The 17684-nt window shown below is 74.1% G+C and carries 16 protein-coding genes; all 16 read right to left on the bottom strand.

Annotation, left to right across the window (positions count from 1 at the left end):
• Window positions 1-13 precede the first annotated feature (13 nt).
• The 16 genes from AC1QRC_RS11575 to AC1QRC_RS11500 all read right to left on the bottom strand — a co-directional run bounded on the left by AC1QRC_RS11575 (window position 14) and on the right by AC1QRC_RS11500 (window position 16854).
• A complete protein-coding gene (locus AC1QRC_RS11575) occupies window positions 14-979 on the bottom strand; it encodes a hypothetical protein (RefSeq protein WP_484203456.1) in 966 nt (321 codons plus the stop codon).
• Between the two features lie 70 nt (window positions 980-1049).
• Complete coding sequence (locus AC1QRC_RS11570) at window positions 1050-2426, bottom strand: hypothetical protein (protein WP_484203455.1); 1377 nt, start codon at window positions 2424-2426, stop codon at window positions 1050-1052.
• Complete coding sequence (locus tag AC1QRC_RS11565) at window positions 2410-2910, bottom strand: SigE family RNA polymerase sigma factor (RefSeq protein ID WP_484203454.1); 501 nt, start codon at window positions 2908-2910, stop codon at window positions 2410-2412. The genes AC1QRC_RS11570 and AC1QRC_RS11565 overlap by 17 nt, the downstream gene beginning before the upstream one ends.
• A gap of 97 nt (window positions 2911-3007) precedes the next feature.
• The gene (locus AC1QRC_RS11560) at window positions 3008-3673 is read right to left on the bottom strand and encodes an NUDIX domain-containing protein (protein WP_484203453.1); all 666 of its coding nucleotides are present in this window, start codon (window positions 3671-3673) and stop codon (window positions 3008-3010) included.
• Window positions 3670-5352, bottom strand: coding sequence for a CTP synthase (locus tag AC1QRC_RS11555; RefSeq protein ID WP_484203452.1), 1683 nt, complete (start codon window positions 5350-5352; stop codon window positions 3670-3672). The genes AC1QRC_RS11560 and AC1QRC_RS11555 overlap by 4 nt, the downstream gene beginning before the upstream one ends.
• Before the next feature lie 6 nt (window positions 5353-5358).
• A complete protein-coding gene (locus AC1QRC_RS11550; protein WP_484203451.1) occupies window positions 5359-6471 on the bottom strand; it encodes a glycosyltransferase family 4 protein in 1113 nt (370 codons plus the stop codon).
• A gap of 4 nt (window positions 6472-6475) precedes the next feature.
• Window positions 6476-8119, bottom strand: a complete 1644-nt coding sequence (gene murJ, locus AC1QRC_RS11545; RefSeq protein ID WP_484203450.1) for a murein biosynthesis integral membrane protein MurJ — start codon at window positions 8117-8119, stop codon at window positions 6476-6478.
• A complete protein-coding gene (locus tag AC1QRC_RS11540) occupies window positions 8116-9003 on the bottom strand; it encodes a hypothetical protein (protein ID WP_484203449.1) in 888 nt (295 codons plus the stop codon). Before AC1QRC_RS11540 ends, murJ begins: the two co-directional genes overlap by 4 nt.
• A complete protein-coding gene (locus AC1QRC_RS11535) occupies window positions 9000-10175 on the bottom strand; it encodes a copper transporter (protein WP_484203448.1) in 1176 nt (391 codons plus the stop codon). The genes AC1QRC_RS11540 and AC1QRC_RS11535 overlap by 4 nt, the downstream gene beginning before the upstream one ends.
• A complete protein-coding gene (steA, locus tag AC1QRC_RS11530; protein ID WP_484203447.1) occupies window positions 10172-11359 on the bottom strand; it encodes a putative cytokinetic ring protein SteA in 1188 nt (395 codons plus the stop codon). The genes AC1QRC_RS11535 and steA overlap by 4 nt, the downstream gene beginning before the upstream one ends.
• Before the next feature lie 42 nt (window positions 11360-11401).
• Complete coding sequence (gene recN, locus AC1QRC_RS11525; RefSeq protein ID WP_484203446.1) at window positions 11402-13135, bottom strand: DNA repair protein RecN; 1734 nt, start codon at window positions 13133-13135, stop codon at window positions 11402-11404.
• 9 nt (window positions 13136-13144) lie between these two features.
• The gene (locus tag AC1QRC_RS11520) at window positions 13145-14038 is read right to left on the bottom strand and encodes an NAD kinase (protein ID WP_484203445.1); all 894 of its coding nucleotides are present in this window, start codon (window positions 14036-14038) and stop codon (window positions 13145-13147) included.
• Entirely contained in the window at window positions 14035-14850 is an 816-nt protein-coding gene (locus AC1QRC_RS11515; RefSeq protein ID WP_484203444.1) for a TlyA family RNA methyltransferase, read from the bottom strand. Before AC1QRC_RS11515 ends, AC1QRC_RS11520 begins: the two co-directional genes overlap by 4 nt.
• A 35-nt stretch (window positions 14851-14885) precedes the next feature.
• Window positions 14886-15074, bottom strand: a complete 189-nt coding sequence (locus tag AC1QRC_RS11510) for a hypothetical protein (RefSeq protein WP_484203443.1) — start codon at window positions 15072-15074, stop codon at window positions 14886-14888.
• A gap of 152 nt (window positions 15075-15226) precedes the next feature.
• A complete protein-coding gene (locus tag AC1QRC_RS11505) occupies window positions 15227-16066 on the bottom strand; it encodes an HAD-IIA family hydrolase (RefSeq protein ID WP_484206626.1) in 840 nt (279 codons plus the stop codon).
• Window positions 16067-16071: 5 nt separating this feature from the next.
• Complete coding sequence (locus AC1QRC_RS11500; protein WP_484203442.1) at window positions 16072-16854, bottom strand: tetratricopeptide repeat protein; 783 nt, start codon at window positions 16852-16854, stop codon at window positions 16072-16074.
• Between the last annotated feature and the right edge of the window lie 830 nt (window positions 16855-17684).

Here is a 17684-nt window from a genome sequence, read left to right as displayed (position 1 = left end):
GCGGCCGCGCGGGTCACCCCGCCAGCGCCCCCGGGGCCAGGCGGGACCAGCTCGCCCGGTCCGCCCACACCGAGGCGGGATCGACGTATGCCGTGAGCGCGGCGGTGAGGTCGGGCTCACCCGACCCGCCGAGCGCCTCCGAGGCGATCCACCGGGCCACCCCGGCGAGGAAGTCCGCGAGCTGGACCCGCGGGTCGGTCGTGGAGTCCACCAGGCGGATCCCGGCGAGGCAGCCGTTCATCCCGCGCGCCAGGGACGCCACCCGGTCCGGGGAGAGCGAGCGCTGTTCGTCGTGGACCAGCAGCACCGGTCGGTCCGGCGTCCCCCACAGGTGCACGGCCCGCTCGATGGCTGGGAATAGCGGATCCAGCGTGGGGATCGACGCGGCGTCCCCTACGAGTGCGGGCCGCAACCGTTCGGCCCGGGCACGCGTCCCGGCCAGGCGCTGGCACACACCGGTCCCGGAGTGGGGCAGCGCGTCCAGGGACCCGTAGAAGGCCCCGACAGGGTCTGCCGGTTCCTCCACGGCCCTGGTCCGCATCAGCTCGTTGGCGGCGTGCAGGAACGCGTCCCACCGGGGCCCGGTCCCGCTCCCGGACGGGTACAGCGAAGTCGCAGCGTCCGCGTCCACGAGCAGGAACTGGGTGAGTCGCCGCAGCAGGAAGTACTCCTTCTGGACCAGGTGGACGCGCGCGCATCCGTGGACCGGCCCGTCCGGACCGAGGAACCACCTCAGCACCTCCCGGTGCTTGCGCCGGAGCAGGTGATTCGCCTTGTACTCCAACGCCGGCGACCCGATGAGGTCGCGGATGTCCGCGACGGCTCCCTCGGCCAGCGGACGCGGCACGGCCACCGTGGCGTGGGCGAAGACGTCGGTCGTGGCTCCCGCCAGGTGCTCCCCCTCGGCGCCGGACTCATCGCAGGCCACGTCCAGCACACCGTCCTGGGTGGGCAGGGTCGGGCGGGACACGTGCGTCATGGCCGGCCTCCCTGGTCGAGGCCCTCCATCGTGCCCACCCGGACCGGGCCGGGCAACCGCTTTGTGCCGCCTATTCCCAGGTGAACCCGTCCATCGCCCACATCAGGTCCGCCCACTCCGCCTCCGGAGCGACGTCCGCGTCTTGCGCCGGTGCGGCGGCCCGGGCCACGGCCAACGCCGAGTCCCCCATCCGCACGACCTCCGCGGGCACGGGCTCCCCACCGGGTATCTGCAGCGTGGCGCCGGTCGCGCCCTCCGGCATCCGCTGGGCGACCAGGAACTCCAGGGTGCCGTTCGAATAGTCGCCGCCGAGCACGTAGGGGTCGGCGAGTCCAGCGGGCAGAACCGCGACCCCGTGGGCCGCCACTGCGGGGTACCCCTCCGCCGCCGCAGACTGCTGGACGCACCAGAGGTCGACGCTGGGCACGTAGCAGGCGGCACCCTCGAGCGAGGTCAACTGCTGCGTCAGGACATCCCCACCCGAGCCGAGCGACAACTCGCCGCCCCGCCCGATCAGCACGTCGGCCACGTCCTCGGCGATCAGTCCCTCGTACACGCGGACGCTCATCGCCTGACCCTCGATCTCTAGGCCGTCCTGGAGCTCGGGGAACCCGGACTGGTGGCCCCGGATCAGCACCATCGACCAGTCCGCCTCGCCCGTCGGTGAGACCACGACGGTGCGGCTGTGGCTGGTCCAGACGTCCACGTCCCCGGCCAGGGACGTCACGAACTGCACCGGGGCCCCGTCGAGGAGCAGCCCATAGCCGTCGTCCCCGGTGGTGACCTCCAGGTCGGGTGGCGGGAAAGTGGCCGACACCTCCTCCAGCACCGTTCCGTCGGCGAGGCGCACCCCACCGACGGAGAGCTGCTCACCCGACTCGGCCGGCACCGAGAGCAGCGCCACCGCCGCGTCCGGGGTCTGGACCACGACGGCGTCGGCGCTCTCCACCCACCGCAGGTCTCCACCGGCGGACCGGACCTGCGCCTCCGTCGGCGCGGGCTGGGACGGGTCCCACCCCGGGACTGCGACCACCACGCCCGCTGGGATCCGCTGGAACTGCACCTCGGTCCCGGTCGTCGGGCCCAGCACGAACTGTCGCCGGTCCGGGTCGTCCTGCTGGGTCAGGATCAGCTCGCCATGGGTCTCTTGGCTGAGCGAGACGCTGAATGCGTGCCCGAGAAGGGTGACGCCCTGCTCCATCGGCACGACCCGGCCCTCCTGGTCGGTGGTCGCCGGAGACGGCGCCACCTGCTCCTGCCCGCCCAGGTGGGTTCCACCGAGCCACACGCCCCCCGCCAGCACGAGGGTGGCCCCGATTCCGGTGAGCCGACGACGCCGCACCCTGCCCCGCCCGGCGGCCAGCACGGCCGCGCTGTCGAGATGCAGCGCAGGGCCCTCCCGCACCGCACGGTCCAGCAACTCCACCACGTCACGCTCGTCCGACATGGGACTCGTCTCCTTCCCGCAGGATCTCCCGCAACTTGGCCAGGCCGCGTGAGGCCGAGCTCTTGACGGTGCCGACCGAGGTGCCGAGGCTCTGAGCGGTCTGCTCCTCGGACTGGTCCAGGTAGTGCCGCAGCACGACCACCTCACGCTCCCGCGGCGGCAGCTCCTGCAAAGCCCGGACCACGTCGAAGTGTCGACCCGTGTGCGGGTCGCTCCCGGCACGCTCGGCGGGCTCGGCGACCAGCACCTCGTGGCGCCGGCCGCGCCAGGCGTCGGTGTGCAGGTTGGTCAACACCCGACGGGCGTATGCCGTGGGGTTGCCGCCGCGGACCCGCCGCCAGCGGACGTAGAGCCGGGTCAGGGTCTCCTGGACCAGATCCTGGGCTGCGTCCGCGTCCCCGGTGAGCAGCCAGGCGCTGGCGAGCAGGCGCGGCGACACGGCGTCGACGAACGCCACGAACTCCTGCTCCTGATCGCTCCGCACGCCCGCTCCTCACCGTGGTCGGCCGCTCCACCCGGAGACGGCACCGTCACCATTCTCAACGGCGTGCCGCCCCGAAAGGTTGAGTCCGCGGGGTGCGTCAGCCCAGCCGCGGGTGGGCGGGCCAGGGGGTGTCGACCGGCCGGAGGGTGTCCCACCCGCGGGCCAGCGAGGCCTGGGCGCTGAGCACGCCGATGGCGACGGTGGCGTTGCGCAGCCGCCCGGCCAGCACCGCGTCCACGGCCAGGTCAAGGGGGACCCAACGGGTCGGCATACCGAGCTCCTCGGCCTCCCGGGTGAACCGCTCACCCTCGGGCACGTCGGCCAGGTCCCGGGCCAGATAGACGCGCAGCGCCTCGCTGACCCCGCCCGGTGAGGAGAGGTAGTCGGCGAGCAGGTGCCAGGTGGCGGCCCGCAGGTCGGCCTCCTCGTCCAGCTCCCGGGCGGCACCGACCCACGGCGCTTCCCCGGCGACGTCGAGCAGCCCCGCGGGAAGTTCCCATTCGTGGGCGCCGATCGGGTGGCGGTATTGCTGGATGAGCAGCACCTCGGGCGCGCCGCGGTCCTCCCGCAGCGCGAGCACGGCCACGGCACCGGGGTGGTCGACGTACTCCCGGACCACCTCACCGGCCTCGCCGAGGTCGACCCGGTCCCGGCGCACGTCCCAGACGCGGCCGTCGAAGACGACGTCGGACTCACGCACCGGCGACCGCTCGAGGCGGTCCTCCAGCTCGGCGGCGACGGCGCGGGGGGCGTCCAGGGTCATGCGCTGTGGGTGCGCTCCACCTCGACGAGGCGCTGGCTGCGCTGCACGTCGAGGGCGGCGCCGACCAGTCCGGCGAACAGCGGGTGCGCCCGGTGCGGGCGGGACTTGAACTCCGGGTGGGCCTGCGTGGACACGTAGTAGGGGTGCACGTCGGCGGGCAGCTCGACGAACTCCACCAGGGACCCGTCGGGCGAGGTGCCGCAGAAGGTCAGTCCAGCCTCGGCGAGTTGGTCCCGGTAGCCGTTGTTGACCTCGTAGCGGTGCCGGTGCCGCTCGGTCACCGACGTCGACCCGTACGCCTGTGCTGCGACCGACCCGGACTCCAGCGCGGCCTCGTAGGAGCCGAGCCGCATGGTGCCCCCCAGGTCACCGGCGCCCTCGACGAAGGCCTTCTGCTCCTCCATCGTGGCGATGACCGGCGCCGGACCGTCGGGGTCGAACTCGGTGGAGCTAGCACCCTCGATCCCGGCGACGTTGCGGGCGAACTCGATGACCATGGCCTGCAGCCCCAGGCAGATCCCCAGCGTCGGCACGCCGCGTTCCCGGGCCCACCGCAGGGCACCGATCTTGCCCTCGATGCCGCGCACCCCGAACCCGCCGGGCACCAGGATGGCGTCGACCCCGCCGAGGGCCTTGCTCGCCCCCGCCTCGGTGCGGCACTCGTCGGAGGCCACCCACCGGATGGAGACCTTCGCGTCGTGGTGGAACCCCCCGGCGCGCATCGCCTCGCTCACCGACAGGTAGGCATCCGGCAGGTCGACGTACTTGCCGACCAGGGCGATCTCCACCTCGTGCTCCGGCTCGTGAACCCGGCGCAGCAGGGAGTCCCAGTCGGACCAGTCGACGTCGCGGAACGGCAGGCCCAGGTAGCGCACCACGAACGCGTCCAGCCCCTCGGCGTGGATCACCTTGGGGATGTCGTAGATGCTCGGGGCGTCCATCGCGTTAGCCACCCCGTCGACGTCGACGTCGCACATCATCGAGATCTTGCGCTTGATCGACGTCGGCACCTCGCGGTCCGAGCGCAGCACCAGCGCGTCGGGGGTGATGCCGACCTGGCGCAACTGGGCGACCGAGTGCTGGGTCGGCTTGGTCTTCAGCTCACCGCTCGGGGCCAGGTAGGGCACCAGGGAGACGTGGAGGAAGAAGCAGTTGGACCGGCCGACGTCGTGGCGCACCTGCCGGGCCGCCTCCAGGAACGGCAGCGACTCGATGTCGCCGACCGTGCCGCCGATCTCGGTGATGATCACGTCGGGTCGCTCGTCCGGGGGCAACTCGGTGGCGTCGGCCCGCATCCGGGCCTTGATCTCGTTGGTGATGTGCGGAATCACCTGCACCGTGTCGCCGAGGAACTCACCGCGGCGCTCCTTGGCGATCACGTCGTTGTAAACCTGCCCGGTCGTCACGTTTGACCGGCCCCGCAGGTTGGTGTCGAGGAACCGTTCGTAGTGCCCGATGTCGAGGTCGCACTCGGCGCCGTCCTCGGTCACGAACACCTCGCCGTGCTGGAACGGATTCATCGTCCCGGGGTCGACGTTGATGTAGGGATCGAGCTTTTGCATGGTGACCTTGAGGCCACGCGCCCGGAGCAGCAGGCCCAGGCTCGATGCGGTCAGTCCCTTGCCGAGAGAGGAAGCGACTCCGCCTGTCACAAAGAGGTGTTTCGTCTGGTCTGCCACGGGCTGTCAGTCTACGTCACCGGGTGCGGGGGTCAGGTCAGCGGCTCGCCCGTATGCCGTGAGCGCGGCCCGGACGGCGTCCTCACCGCTGGGCAGTTGTCCCGCCCGCAGGAGGGCGCGCTCGCGCAGTTCCGCACGCAGGTCCGCGTCGGTGAGCACGCCTGCGAGGCCGGCAGCCAGTGCCTCCGGGTCGTCCCCGGGCACCAGCACCCCGCCCCCGTCGAGCACCTCGGCGGTGCCGCCGACGTCGGTCGCCACGATCGGGACACCGACGCTGAGCGCCTCCTGCACCCACACCGGCTGTCCCTCCCACCGGGCCGAGGAGACCGCCACGTCGGCGGCCGCGAGCAGGTCCGCGACGTCGTCCCGGTGCCCCAGGAGGGTCACCGGGAGCGAGAGGCGGTCGATGGTGCGCTGCAGGGACTCGCGCTGCGGGCCGTCCCCGACGATGGCGACCTGCAGGTCGAGGCCGGTGAACTCCTCCCGGCCCAGCACCTCGAGCAGCCGGTCGAAGGCTTTCTGCGCCGCGAGGCGTCCGACGCTGACGACCAGCATCTGGCCGGGGGTGACCCCGAGCGCCGCCCGGACGGTCTCCGGGCTGGTCTGCGGCACGGCCCGCGCTGCCGCGACGACCGCGCGGTCGGTCTCGGTCGCGCCCCGCTCGCGGGCCCGCTCCAGGAGGTCCTCGGAGACCCCCAGGAACAGGTCGGCGCCCTGGCAGACCTTGCGTTCCAGTCCGCGGTGCACGGCCGCGGCAAGCCGCCCCTCCGGTGCCGCGTTGTGGCTGGTGACGACCACGGCCGGGCTCGTCGCCTGTCCGCGGGCGAACAGGGCGAGCGCACCGGCCCGCAACCCGTGGGCGTGCACCACCTCGTGCCCCTCCATCGCAGCCCGGAGCGTGGCCGTGGCCGCACGGTCCCTGCGGGGCGCGGGGCGGGAGCCGATGTCGACCGGCACCACCCGGGCGCCGGTGCCCTCGATGTCGAACCTGGCGGCCACGACCTGCGGGCAGGCGACCGACACCTGGTGCCCTTCGGCGACCAACCCGGCTGCCAGGCCGGTCACGTGTCGCCCGACGCCACCGGCCACCAGGCCCGTCACCAGCAGGATGTCCGTCACGACCTCAGTCTGTCCTATCCCGGCCCCCGGGGCCGCTCCGGGTGATGGCCCGACGGATCCGCAGGAAGGTCTCCGGGGCTACGGCACGCACCCCCAGGAGCCCGGCCGCGAGGACGGTCGGGCCGGTGACGCCGGCCGACACGACCGCCTCCCACGGGCCCGCCGGCGACCAGGCCACGCCCAGCACCTCCCGCAGACCGAGCACGACCAGGGCACCGAGCGCGGCGACGACTGCCGGGCGCAGGCTCCCCGCGAGCGCCCCCGGCCCCCAGTCCCGCCGCACCTGGCGGGCCTGCAACAGGGCTGTGAGGGTCATGCCCAGTGCGCTGGCGGCGCCGAGCACCACCAGGGTGTGCGACGCCGTGGCGCCCTGCGCGGGCGCCAGCAGCAGGAGGGGGAGCGCCGCCGCGAGGAGCCACCCGGCGGCCACGGAGCCGGCGGCCGCCCGGGCGCTGCCGTGGGCATAGAGGGCCCGGGTGAGCAGTGCGGCCAGGCCGAATCCGGCGAGCCCCGGGGCGTAGGCGGCCACGGCCGTGGGCAACGCCTCCAGCGCCCCCCGTCCCGCACTGCCCGCCCCGGCGTCCAGCGCCAGGAACAGTTCGCCGACCTCACGCCGCACCGCCACCAGCGCGACCGCGGCGACCACCCCCGTGGCCAGCACCGCCTGCGCGGTCCGGCGCAGCGTCGCCGTGGCCTCCCCCGGGTCGGTGAGCCGGGGGAAGGCCGCGGTGGCCAGCGGCACGGCCAGCACGGCATACGGCAGCAGGTAGACCGTCTGGGTGTAGGTGAAGACGTTGACCACGCCGACGTCCGCGGAGCGGTTGGCCAACCACACGGTGGCGAGGACACACAGCTGTTGGGCGCCCACGGCGATCAGTCCCGCCACCGCCAGGGCCCCGGCCCGGGACCCGGTCCCCTCCGGGAAGCGCCACGTGGGGCGCAGCCGCACCCCGGCCCGCAGTGCCGGGAGGAACAACGGCAGGCTCAGCGCCACGACACCGGCGGTGGTGCCCCAGGCAAGCACCAGGATGGCCTCGCGGCCGGCGTCCTCCGGCGCCGGGCCCTCGCCCCGCAGCATGCCGTAGGCCAGGTAGGCGGCGATCACGACGAGGCTGGACAGCAGCGGGGCCAGGGCGGCCGCCAGGAATCGTCGGTGCGCCTGCAGGACGCCGGCCAGCACGATCCCGATGCCGTAGAGCACCACCTGGGGGGCAAAGATCACGAGCATCAGGGCACCGGTCCGGGTGGCCGATGGCTGCTCGCAGCTCTGCTCACCCAGCAGTGCGCCCGCGATCGGTCCGGCGAGGAGCGCGACGACGACGGCCAGCGGCACCAGCAGGCTCAGCGCCCAGGTCAGCAGCGCCGACGCGGTCCTGTCCGCCGCGTCCTCGGCGCCCCGGTTCAGGTGGCCCGCGACGAGGGGCACGACGACTGCCGCGAGCGCCCCACCGGCCGCGATCTCGTAGAGCACGTTGGGCACCTGGTTGGCCGTCGCGTAGATCTGGCCCACGCAGGTCGCCCCGACGGAGTGGGAGAAGACGAACCAGCGGCCGAGCCCCACCACCCGGGAGACCAGCGTGGTGGCCGCGATGATCCCGGCCCCGGCCAGCAGGCTCCCGGCAGCCAGGCGGGGGCTGGGAGCGCTCACCGCGGTGGGCGCCCCAGCGCGTCGAGTTCGCGCAGCACCGGGGTCGACTCGATGACGGCGGTGAAGCTGACCCGCTCGGAGGCCAGGGTCAGGCCGGTGATCACGCCCAGGGCGACCATCCGCCCCGGACCGCGCCACCGGTCCACCATGGCCAGGCCCACCAGGGCGCCCAGGGGGTTGGCGCCCGTGTCGCCCAGCATGCTGGTCCCCGCCAGGTCGGCGGGCAGCAGGGCCGCTGCCGTGCCCGCCACGACGCCCGCGACCGGGGACCCCGGGCCGGTGGACGCGAGCGGCACCGACCCGAGCAGCCCGGCCTTCAGCGCCCTCCCGGGGCGCAGGTCCAGCAGGTTGGTCAGGTTGGCAGCACCGGCCACCACGGCCCCTCCCACGACGGTCCGCCACAGCGCAGGCACGGGCGGCTCCCCGGCTCCTGCGGGCGCGGACGCCCGGTCCACCAGGGCGCAGGCGACCAGACCGGTCCCGGCGAGGACCAGGATCTTCAGCGACCCGGTCGTCACCCGGCCCTTGGCCAGGGCCCCGAGGTGTCCTGCCAGCCCCTTGCGGTCCGTGTCCTGCCGCAGGTCGTCGACCGCGCCGACCCAGCCCGCTCCCCCGGCGGTGACGACGACGGCGGCGGATCGCGCGGCCCCCGCCCCGGCGACGGGTCCGCACAGGGCCGCGGTCCCGGCGGCACCGGCCACCAGGGCGACGCCCTCCAGCAGGGTGACCTGGTCACCGGCGTGGTTGGTGCGGGACCAGCGTCGTCCGCCGCCGGGCACCGGACCCGTCCTGAGCCGGTGCCACAGCACGCCCGTGAGCCCGGCGGCCGCAGCGGCCAGGGCCAGGTCCCGCACCCGCGCCCCGCCCGGGATCGGTCCGCTCACGGTGTGGCCGTGGCGTCCGAGGTGTCGCCCGCCGGGTCGGAGGGTTCGCCGCTGCTGTCGTCGTTGCCGCCCGGCTCCCCCTCGGTGGGCGACATCCCGCTGCCCGGTGGCAGGGTGGCCACCGGGGGCTGGACCACGGGTCCGGTGGGGCCCTCCCCGTCGACCGCCCGCGAGGCGGGCATCTGCGGCGCCACCCCCTCGGCACCCGGGCCCACCCCCCACTGGCCGAACTGCCCGACGAGCGCCTGGCCGAGCGTGAGGACGAGTGCCACCTGACCGGTGTAGGAGTCCCCGTTGTCGACCGTGGCGACGGTGTCGGCGACCGACCCGTCGCCGCGCACCGCCTGCAGCAGTGCGTCGTGCGTCTGACCCTCCGGGTTCTCGAAGTGTTCCGTGCCGTAGCCGAGGACGACGGTCGGCATCTCGATCGCCCCGAGTGCCGCGACGAGGTCCAACCGGGCCGCCAGCAGGCCGGCTCCGTCCTCGTCCTGTTCCACCGCCGCCTGGCTCAGCCCCCCGCTGATCACCACGACCGCGTCGGGCGGCCCGAGGTCGGGGGTCCCGGGGACAGCCACGTTGTCGTGGTCCTCGTCCCGGTCGACCTCGACGAAGTCCAACTCCTCCAGCCGTTGCTGGGCCACCGCCCACTGACCGCTCTGGCCCGGCTCGTCCACGCCGGCGATGACTGCGGCCAGGACGGTGCCGAGCGTCGGCTCGCTGCCCTCGCGGGGCTCCGGATCACCGACGAGGGCTGCCAGTTCCTGGGCCAGCTCGTGTCGGGTCGCCGCGAGCTCAGGGTCCTCTGCCTCGTTGCGGTACCAGGTGGTGGCGACCACCTGGCCACCTGCCCGGGCGACCGTGTCGCTGACGGTGTCGTGCATGGTGTTGTCGGCCCCGGGCAACATCACGATGCCCACCCGCGTGTCGGCGAGCCGGTCCTGCGTGGCCACCGGCGCCAGGATGGAGACCAGTTCGTCCTTGGCGTCATTGCGCAGCTGGGTGTCATCGAGCTCGGCACGCAGCAACGCACGTTCGTCCCGGAGCTCGGACACCTGGGACTCCAGGGTGTTGCCGAGCTCCTCGCGCAGGGGACCGGCGCCCAGGACGATGCCGACCGCCAGCGCCAGGAAGACCGCGACGAGCGAGACGATGTGGTAGCGGAAGTCGATCACCCGAAGATCCCCCCGACGAAGGCCCAGAAGTCGTCCCAGCGCACGGCCAGCACCTGGAACAGGGTGCGCCCGCCCGGTGTCGCGGCCAGGGCAGCACCCACTGCGAGCAGTCCGGCGATCACCAACCAGATCAGTGCGGCACCGGAGATCCGGGAACGGTAGAGCAGGCTGACGCCCTTGGCGTCGACCAGTTTGCCGCCGACCCGCAGCCGGGTCAGGAACGTGCTGGCCATCCCCTGGCGGCCCTTGTCCAGGAACTCGATGAGCGTGGCGTGGGTCCCCACCGCCACGATCAGCTCGCACCCGAGGCCGTCGGCCAGCAGCATGGCCACGTCTTCGCTGGTGCCCGTCGCGGCGAGCACGATCGGGTCGCTGACCCCCAGCGCCTGCACCCGGTCCAGCCCGGGTGCCCGCCCGTCACGGTAGGCGTGGACAACGATCTCCGCCCCGGAGGTGAGCGCCCCGTCGCTGACCGAATCCATGTCGCCCACGATGAGGTCGGGTCGGTGCCCCAGCTCGACCAGGGCGTCCGCCCCGCCGTCCACGCCGATCAGCACCGGCTTGGCCTCCCGGATGAAGGGGCGCAGCGTCTGCAGGTCCTCCTTGTAGTGGTACCCACGGACGACCACGAGGGCGTACCTGCCCCGCATCGGGGTGCTCAACTCCGGCAGGTCGATGCCGTCGAGCAGCAGGTGCTGCTCGTTCTTGACGTACTCCATCGTGTTGCGGGCGAAGGAGGAGATCTGCTCCGAGACGTTGCCGCGGGCCGCCTCCATCGCCTCGTGGACGTCCGGCAGGGTGAGCCGGGTGCCCTCGGCCAGGACCGCGTCGTCGACCAGCACCCTGGTGCCCTCGAGTCGCCCCTCGGCCCCCTCGGTGACCTGGGTCATCAGGGTCTCACCCGCCCGGTCCAGCAGGGGGATACCGGCCTCCAGCAGGATCTGGGGCCCGAGGTTAGGGTAGGCCCCGCTGATCGAGGCGGCAGCGTTGACGACGGCACTGGGACGGCAGGCCACCAGGGCCTGGGCACTGACCTGGTCGAGGTCCTCGTGGTTGATCACGGCGATGTCCCCGGGCGTGAGCCGTTTGGTGAGGTTCTTGGTCCGCGGATCAACCCGGATGGGCCCGGCGACGGGTGAGTCCTCCGGGACGTCCCGGTGCGCCGGCCGTCTGGACAAGGTCATGATCGCCCATCGTGCCAGACCGCCGCCCGTGTTCGGCGCTGGTCAGCCCCCGGCGCGCTGCACAGCGTGCTCCGCGAGCAGCTCTGCGGCGTGCTCCAGCGCCGCGCGGGAGTCGCTGACCCCGCCGAGCATCCGGGCGATCTCGGCGACCCGGTCCTCCCCCTCGACCGGGTGGACCCCGCTCGAGGTGACCTGGCCCTGCGAGCTCTTCTGCACGACCAAGTGCCGGTCGGCGAACGCCGCCACCTGCCCCAGGTGGGTCACCACGATCACCTGCGCGTGCCGGGCCAGCGCCGCCAACCGCGCCCCGAGGTCCAGTGCCGCGGCGCCGCCCACTCCCGCGTCCACCTCGTCGAAGACATACGTCGGCACCTCGCCCTGCGCGCTGACCACCTCCAGTGCCAGCATCACGCGGGACAGTTCGCCGCCCGAGGCTGCCCGGGTCACCGTGCGCGCGGGGGTTCCCGGGTTGGCCGCCAGCCGGATCTCGACGTCGTCCAGACCGTGTCGCCGTGCCCTCACCCGGCCCTCCCCGGGGACCTCCAGGCCCTCCTCGTCCGGGGCGCTGCCCACGGCCACCACGACCTCGGCCGACCCCATGGCCAGGTGGGCGAGCTCCTCGGTCACCCGGGCGCCGAGCGTCTGTGCCGCAACGCGCCGCAACGCGCTCAGGTCGACGCCGCGTGACAGCAGCTCCTCCCGGGCCCGCTCCACCTGCGCGGTCAGCTCGACGATCCGGTCGTCGGACCGCTCCAGGTCGGTCAGTCTGCCGGCCGACTCCTGGGCCCAGGCCAGCACCTCGTGGGTCGTGGCCCCGTAGCGACGCAGCAGGGCGGTCAGGGCGGCCTGGCGTTCCTGCACGTCGGCCAGCCGTTGCGGGTCGGTCTCGACCCCGGCGGCGTAGGAGGCCAGATCGGAGGCAAGGTCAGAGGCCAGGTAGCCCAGCTCCGCAGCCCGTCGACCCAGGTCCGCCAGGGCGGGGTCGTGCTCCCCCGCCTGCGTCAACGGTGGGGTGACCCCGGCCAGCAGGTCCGACACCGGGGTGTATCCCTGCGCGTCCTCACCGGTGAGGACCTCGTGCGCCTCCTCCGCGGCCCGGCGCAGCGCGTCCCCGTGACCCAACCGCTCCGCCTCGACCCTCAGGTCCTCCTCCTCACCGGGGTGCGGGTCCACCGCCTCGATCTCCGCCAGCGCGGTCCGGAGCATCTCGGCCTCCCGGGTGCGCTCCCCCACGGCTCCCCGCAGCGTGGTGAGGTCCTCCTGCGCGGCCAGCCACTCGTCATACACCTGCTCGTATGCCGTGCGAGCGGCGGTGAGTTCCTCCCCGCCGAAGGTGTCCAGCAGGACGCGGTGCTGGTCCGGCCGCCGCAGCCGCCACTGGTCGGCCTGTCCGTGGACGGCGACGACCAGCTCGCCGATCTCGGTGAGCACGCCGACCGGTGCCGCGCGGCCTCCGACATGGGCGCGGGAGCGACCCTCGGCGCTGACCGTCCGCACCAGGATCAGTCCGTCCTCGACCTCCCCTCCGGCGCCCTCCGCCCGCTCCAGCGCCGCGTGCCCGGCCGGGAGGTCCAGCTCGCCCTCCACGACCGCCGCGCGGGCCCCCGAGCGCACCAGGCTCGAGTCGGCCCGGTCACCGAGCAGCAGGCCCAGCCCCGAGACGACCATGGTCTTGCCGGCGCCGGTCTCCCCGGTGATGACGTTCAGCCCGGGCGCGAGATCCAGCTCGGCGTCGTCGATGACGCCGAGCCGCTGGATCCGGATCCGGCTGAGCACGCTGTGATTCTAGGTCGCCGCACCGTCGGGGCGACCCCGCCAGCCCTGGACCGGGAGCTGGAACTTGGCGACCAGCCGGTCGGTGAACGGCGAACTGGTCAGCCGCGCCAGGCGCACCGGCACCCCGCTGCGCCGCACCTCGATGCGGGCGCCGGGAGGGAGGTCCACGGCACGTCGGCCGTCGCACCACATCACGCCGGTCACCCCGGCGTGCGGGACCACCTCGACGGCCAGGTGCGTGTCCGGGCCGAGGACGAGCGGGCGGGCGAACAGGGCGTGCGCGGAGATGGGCACCACCAGGAGGGCCGCGACGTCCGGCCAGACGACGGGTCCCCCTCCGGAGAAGGCGTATGCCGTGGAGCCGGTGGGCGTGGCCATCACCACCCCGTCACAACCCCAGGTGGACAGCGGGCGGCCGTCGATCTCGACGGTGAGCTCGAGCATCTTCTCGCGGGCGGCCTTCTCCACACTCGCCTCGTTCAGCGCCCAGCTGTGGGCCACCCGGGCGCCGTCGCGGTAGACGTCGACCTCCAGGGTCATCCGCTCCTCGACCGTGTAGTCGCGGGCCACGATCCGGTCGACGACCTCGGTGACCTCCTCACGCTCCGCCTCCGCGAGGAACCCGACCCGCCCCAGGTTGACGCCGAGCAGGGGGGTCCCGGCGTCCCGGGCCACCTCCGCGCCGCGCAAGATGGTGCCGTCCCCGCCGAGGACGACGACCAGCTCGGAGTCGCGGGCCAGGGCCGCCTCCGGGGGCACCCAGTCGGCGCTCACCGTTCCGGCGGTCTCCTCGATGGTGGCCACCTCGACCCCGCGGTCCCGCAGCAGCGCGGCGAACTCCCGCGCCAGGGGCTGCACCTCGGGCCGTTGCGGGTGGGTGAGCATCAGCACGCGGCGTGTCATGCCGGCTCCTCCCCGGTCAGCTCCTCGATCCGGAGGGTGATCTCCGGCGTGCTCATCATGCCGGGTGCGGCCCCGGCCAACCACAGCAGGTACTCCACGTTGCCGTGGGTGCCGGTGACGGCCGACCGGGTCAGGGCGCTGACGCCGAGGCCGACCTGTGCGGCGGCGGCCACCACCCGGGCGATCGCCGCCGCCCGGTCCCTGGCCCGGCGCACCAGGCCGCCCTTGCCGAGCCGTTCCCGACCCACCTCGAACTGTGGCTTGACCAGCAGCACCATCGCCCCGCCCGGTGCCAGCAGCAGGGCCATCGACGGCAGTGCCGTGGTCAGCGAGATGAAGGACAGGTCCGCGACGACCAGGTCGAAGGGCGGGCCCAGGTCATCCGGGCGCACCTGGCGGATGTTGATGCCCGGCAGGTCCCGGACCCGGTCGTCCTCCGCCAGCTCCGCCACCAACTGTCCGCTGCCGACATCCAGGGCGGTCACGTGGTCGGCCCCGGCCCGCAGCAGCACCTGGGTGAACCCGCCGGTGGAGGCGCCGACATCGAGGCAGCGCCGTCCGGCCACGTCCAGGCCCAGCGGTGCCCACTCCTCCAGTGCCGCCCGCAGCTTCTCTGCGCCGCGGCCCACCCAGTCCTCCCCGGGCCGGTCGACGGCGACCTCGGCACCCGGCGGCACGGCATACGACGGCTTGTGGATCACGCGCCCACCGACGCGCACCCCTCCGGCACGCACCAGGTCCTGCGCCTGCCCCCGCGAACGGGCCAGCCCGGCATCGACCATCAGCCGGTCCAGACGGGTGCCCTCAGACACGGGACGGCTCGCTGTCGGGCACGGAGCGCCTGCCGTCAGGCACCCGGTCGCGGGGCGTCGCCCTCCGGCGCGGCCGGCTCGCTCAGCCGGTGCTGCAGCCGACGGTGCGCCTCGGTGGCGGCGGCCACCCGGTCCGGGAGGGCCCCGTCGGCGTGCTCGGCGAACTCGGCGAGGGCCTCGTCCACGACGGGATCGCCGGTGGTGGGGGCGGGGTTCTCGGTCATCGGCTCCACGCTACCTGGTCGGGGACGCACGCCGGGGTCATCGACGTCGGCGTGCCCGGCCGTCGCCCAGGTCCAGGTCGCGCGGGCTCGCGCAGTCCCAGGTCACGCGGGCTTGCCCAACCCTAGGCCCCGTAGGCTTGCGCATTCCCAAGTCACGCGGGCTTGCCCAGTCCCAGGTCGGGGATGGTGTCGACGATCAGGTCGGGCCGTGACCCCTGGGGCGCAGCCGCCACGTCGTCGCGCCCGTGCACCCCGGTCAGGACCAGCGCGGTGGGGATGCCCGCCGCACGGGCCCCCCGGATGTCGGTGTCCAGCCGGTCCCCCAGCGCGAGCACCTCATGAGGCGCCAGGCCGAGCACATCCAGGGCCGCCTCGAACGCTGCGCGCTCCGGCTTGCCGAGCACGATGTCGGGTGCTCGGCCGGTCGCGTGGGACACCGCTGCCAGCAGCGAGCCGTTCCCCGGGGCCAGGCCTCGTTCGGTGGGCAGTGTGCTGTCCGCGTTCGTGGCCACCCACCGGGCACCGGCGTTGAGGGCGTAGGCGGCCTCGTTGAGATCGGCGACGGTCAGCTGCGGCCCGTAACCCTGCACCACGACCCACACCGGCTGGCCCGTCCCCTCAGCCAGCTCGGCCGGGCCGACGGTCTGCACACCGGCACGTTCCAGGCACAAGCGCACGCCGGGCCCACCGACGGCCAGGGCCACCGCATCCGGGGCGGGCGGAGGCAGGGACGCGACGTGGGCCGCCGCCACCATCGAGCTGGTGAGCACCTCCCCCGGCTCCACGGTCACTCCCAGCGCGCGCAGCCGGTCCTCCACGTCCTCGGGGCGGTGCCCCGCGTTGTTGGTCAGGAACAGCAGCCTGACTCCCGCCGCCCGAGCCTCCTCCAGACCCTGCACTGCGCCCGGGCAGGCTTCGCCCCCGCGGTAGACCACGCCATCCAGGTCGCAGATCAGCCCGCGGTAGCGCTGGGTGTCAAGCCGCTCCGGCATCTCCGTCACGCCCGGCCGTCCTCGGTGGCCGCCTCGGCCCCGTCGACCGGGACCTCCTCGTCCTGCGGATCGGCCACGGCCTCGCGCTCCGGTTCGGCCTCCAGGTCGCGCTCCGGCTCGTCCACGTCCTCCAGGTCGGTGAGCGCGATGCCGTCGAGCTCGGCGAGTCGCTCGTCGGCGTCGGTCTCCGCGGCAGCGTCGGCGTCCAGCGACCGCGCGAACCACTCCCGCGCCTCGTCCGCCCGGTCCACCGCCAGCAAGGCGTCGGCATACGCATAGAAGAGTCGTGCCGCCCATGCCTGGGTCGGGCGCGTGGTCCGGGCGAGGTCACGCAGCGTGGCCACCGCCGCGTCGTGCTGCCCCATGTCGCGACGGGCGCCGGCGACCACGATGGCCAGCTCGACCCGGTCCGCGCGCGACAGAGTCTCTGCCTCGGGGCCGGCGGCCAGGTCCAGGGCACGTTCCGGTCGCCCCAGCCCACGCTCGACGTCAGCCATCTGCGGCAGCAGGTGGTTGCTTCCCGACAGCCGGCGGGCCGTGCGGAACTCCGCCAGCGCACTGGACCACTCACCGCGCCGGTAGTGCACGACGCCGAGCGCCTCGCGCACCGAGGCGACCCGACCGGCCCGACGTGACGCGGTCTTCGCGTGCTCCAACGCCCGGTCCAGCTCTCCCTCGGCCATCGCCATTCCGGCGGCCACCAGGTGCTCGGCGACGCCCGCAGCGTTGTCCTTGCTCAGGGTGCGCAGTTCCTGCCACACCCCCCGGTCCAGGGACGAGGTGTCCACGCCCTCGGGGATCTCCGGCTCGGGCGTCCGGCGTGCAGTGCGCTCCCGCTCCCGGTCTCCGTGCGGACGGTCGTAGCGATCGCCCGACGGGCGGCCGCCAGGCCCGCCCCCAGCCCTCGGCGGACGGTCATCTCTACGAGGCCGGTCATCCCTGCGCGGCCGGTCGTCCCTGCGAGACCGGTCGTCCCTGCGGGGGCGGTCCTCGCGCCTGTCACGCGCCCCGGCACCCTCACGCTCCTCCCACCGGCCGCGCTGATCCCGTCCTCCGCGGCGCTCGTCGCGTCCGCCACGCCGCTCACCCCGGTTCTCCCAGCCGCCGCCCCCCCGCTCGTCACGCCGCCCGTCTCGCCCTCCTCGGTCGTCCCAGCCGCCGCGCCCACGCTCGTCGCGTCCGCCACGCCGCTCACCCCGGTTCTCCCAGCCGCCGCGCCCACGCTCGTCGCGTCCGCCACGCCGCTCACCCCGGTCATCGCGGCGACGGTCGTCCCAGCGGCCACCGCCGTCCCGGTTGCCGCGCTCCTCCCACGCGCGCTCCCGCCAGCCCGCCCCACCGGCACGCCCGCCACCGGAGTACCCCCGCCCATCGTCCCTCCCACGTCCCGCGCCCCGGGATGCGCCATCAGCCCACCTGTCCCCAGGGGAACCTCCACCGCGGGGACGCTCACCGGCGCCGCCGCGAGACTGTTGCGGGCTGCGCCGACGCCCGTCGCCGTTGCCCCGACTGCCCGATTCACGATCGCCGCCCCGTCGCCCCGCGTCCCGGCGCCGCGAGTCACGGCGCTCGAAGTCTCCGGTTCCGGATCCGTCGCGGGACGACCGCTCCTCGGCGT

The sequence above is a fragment of the Ornithinicoccus sp. genome (assembly GCF_057176825.1).
Note: the sequence above shows the minus strand (reverse complement) of the source record. Positions and strands in the feature narration are given on the sequence as shown.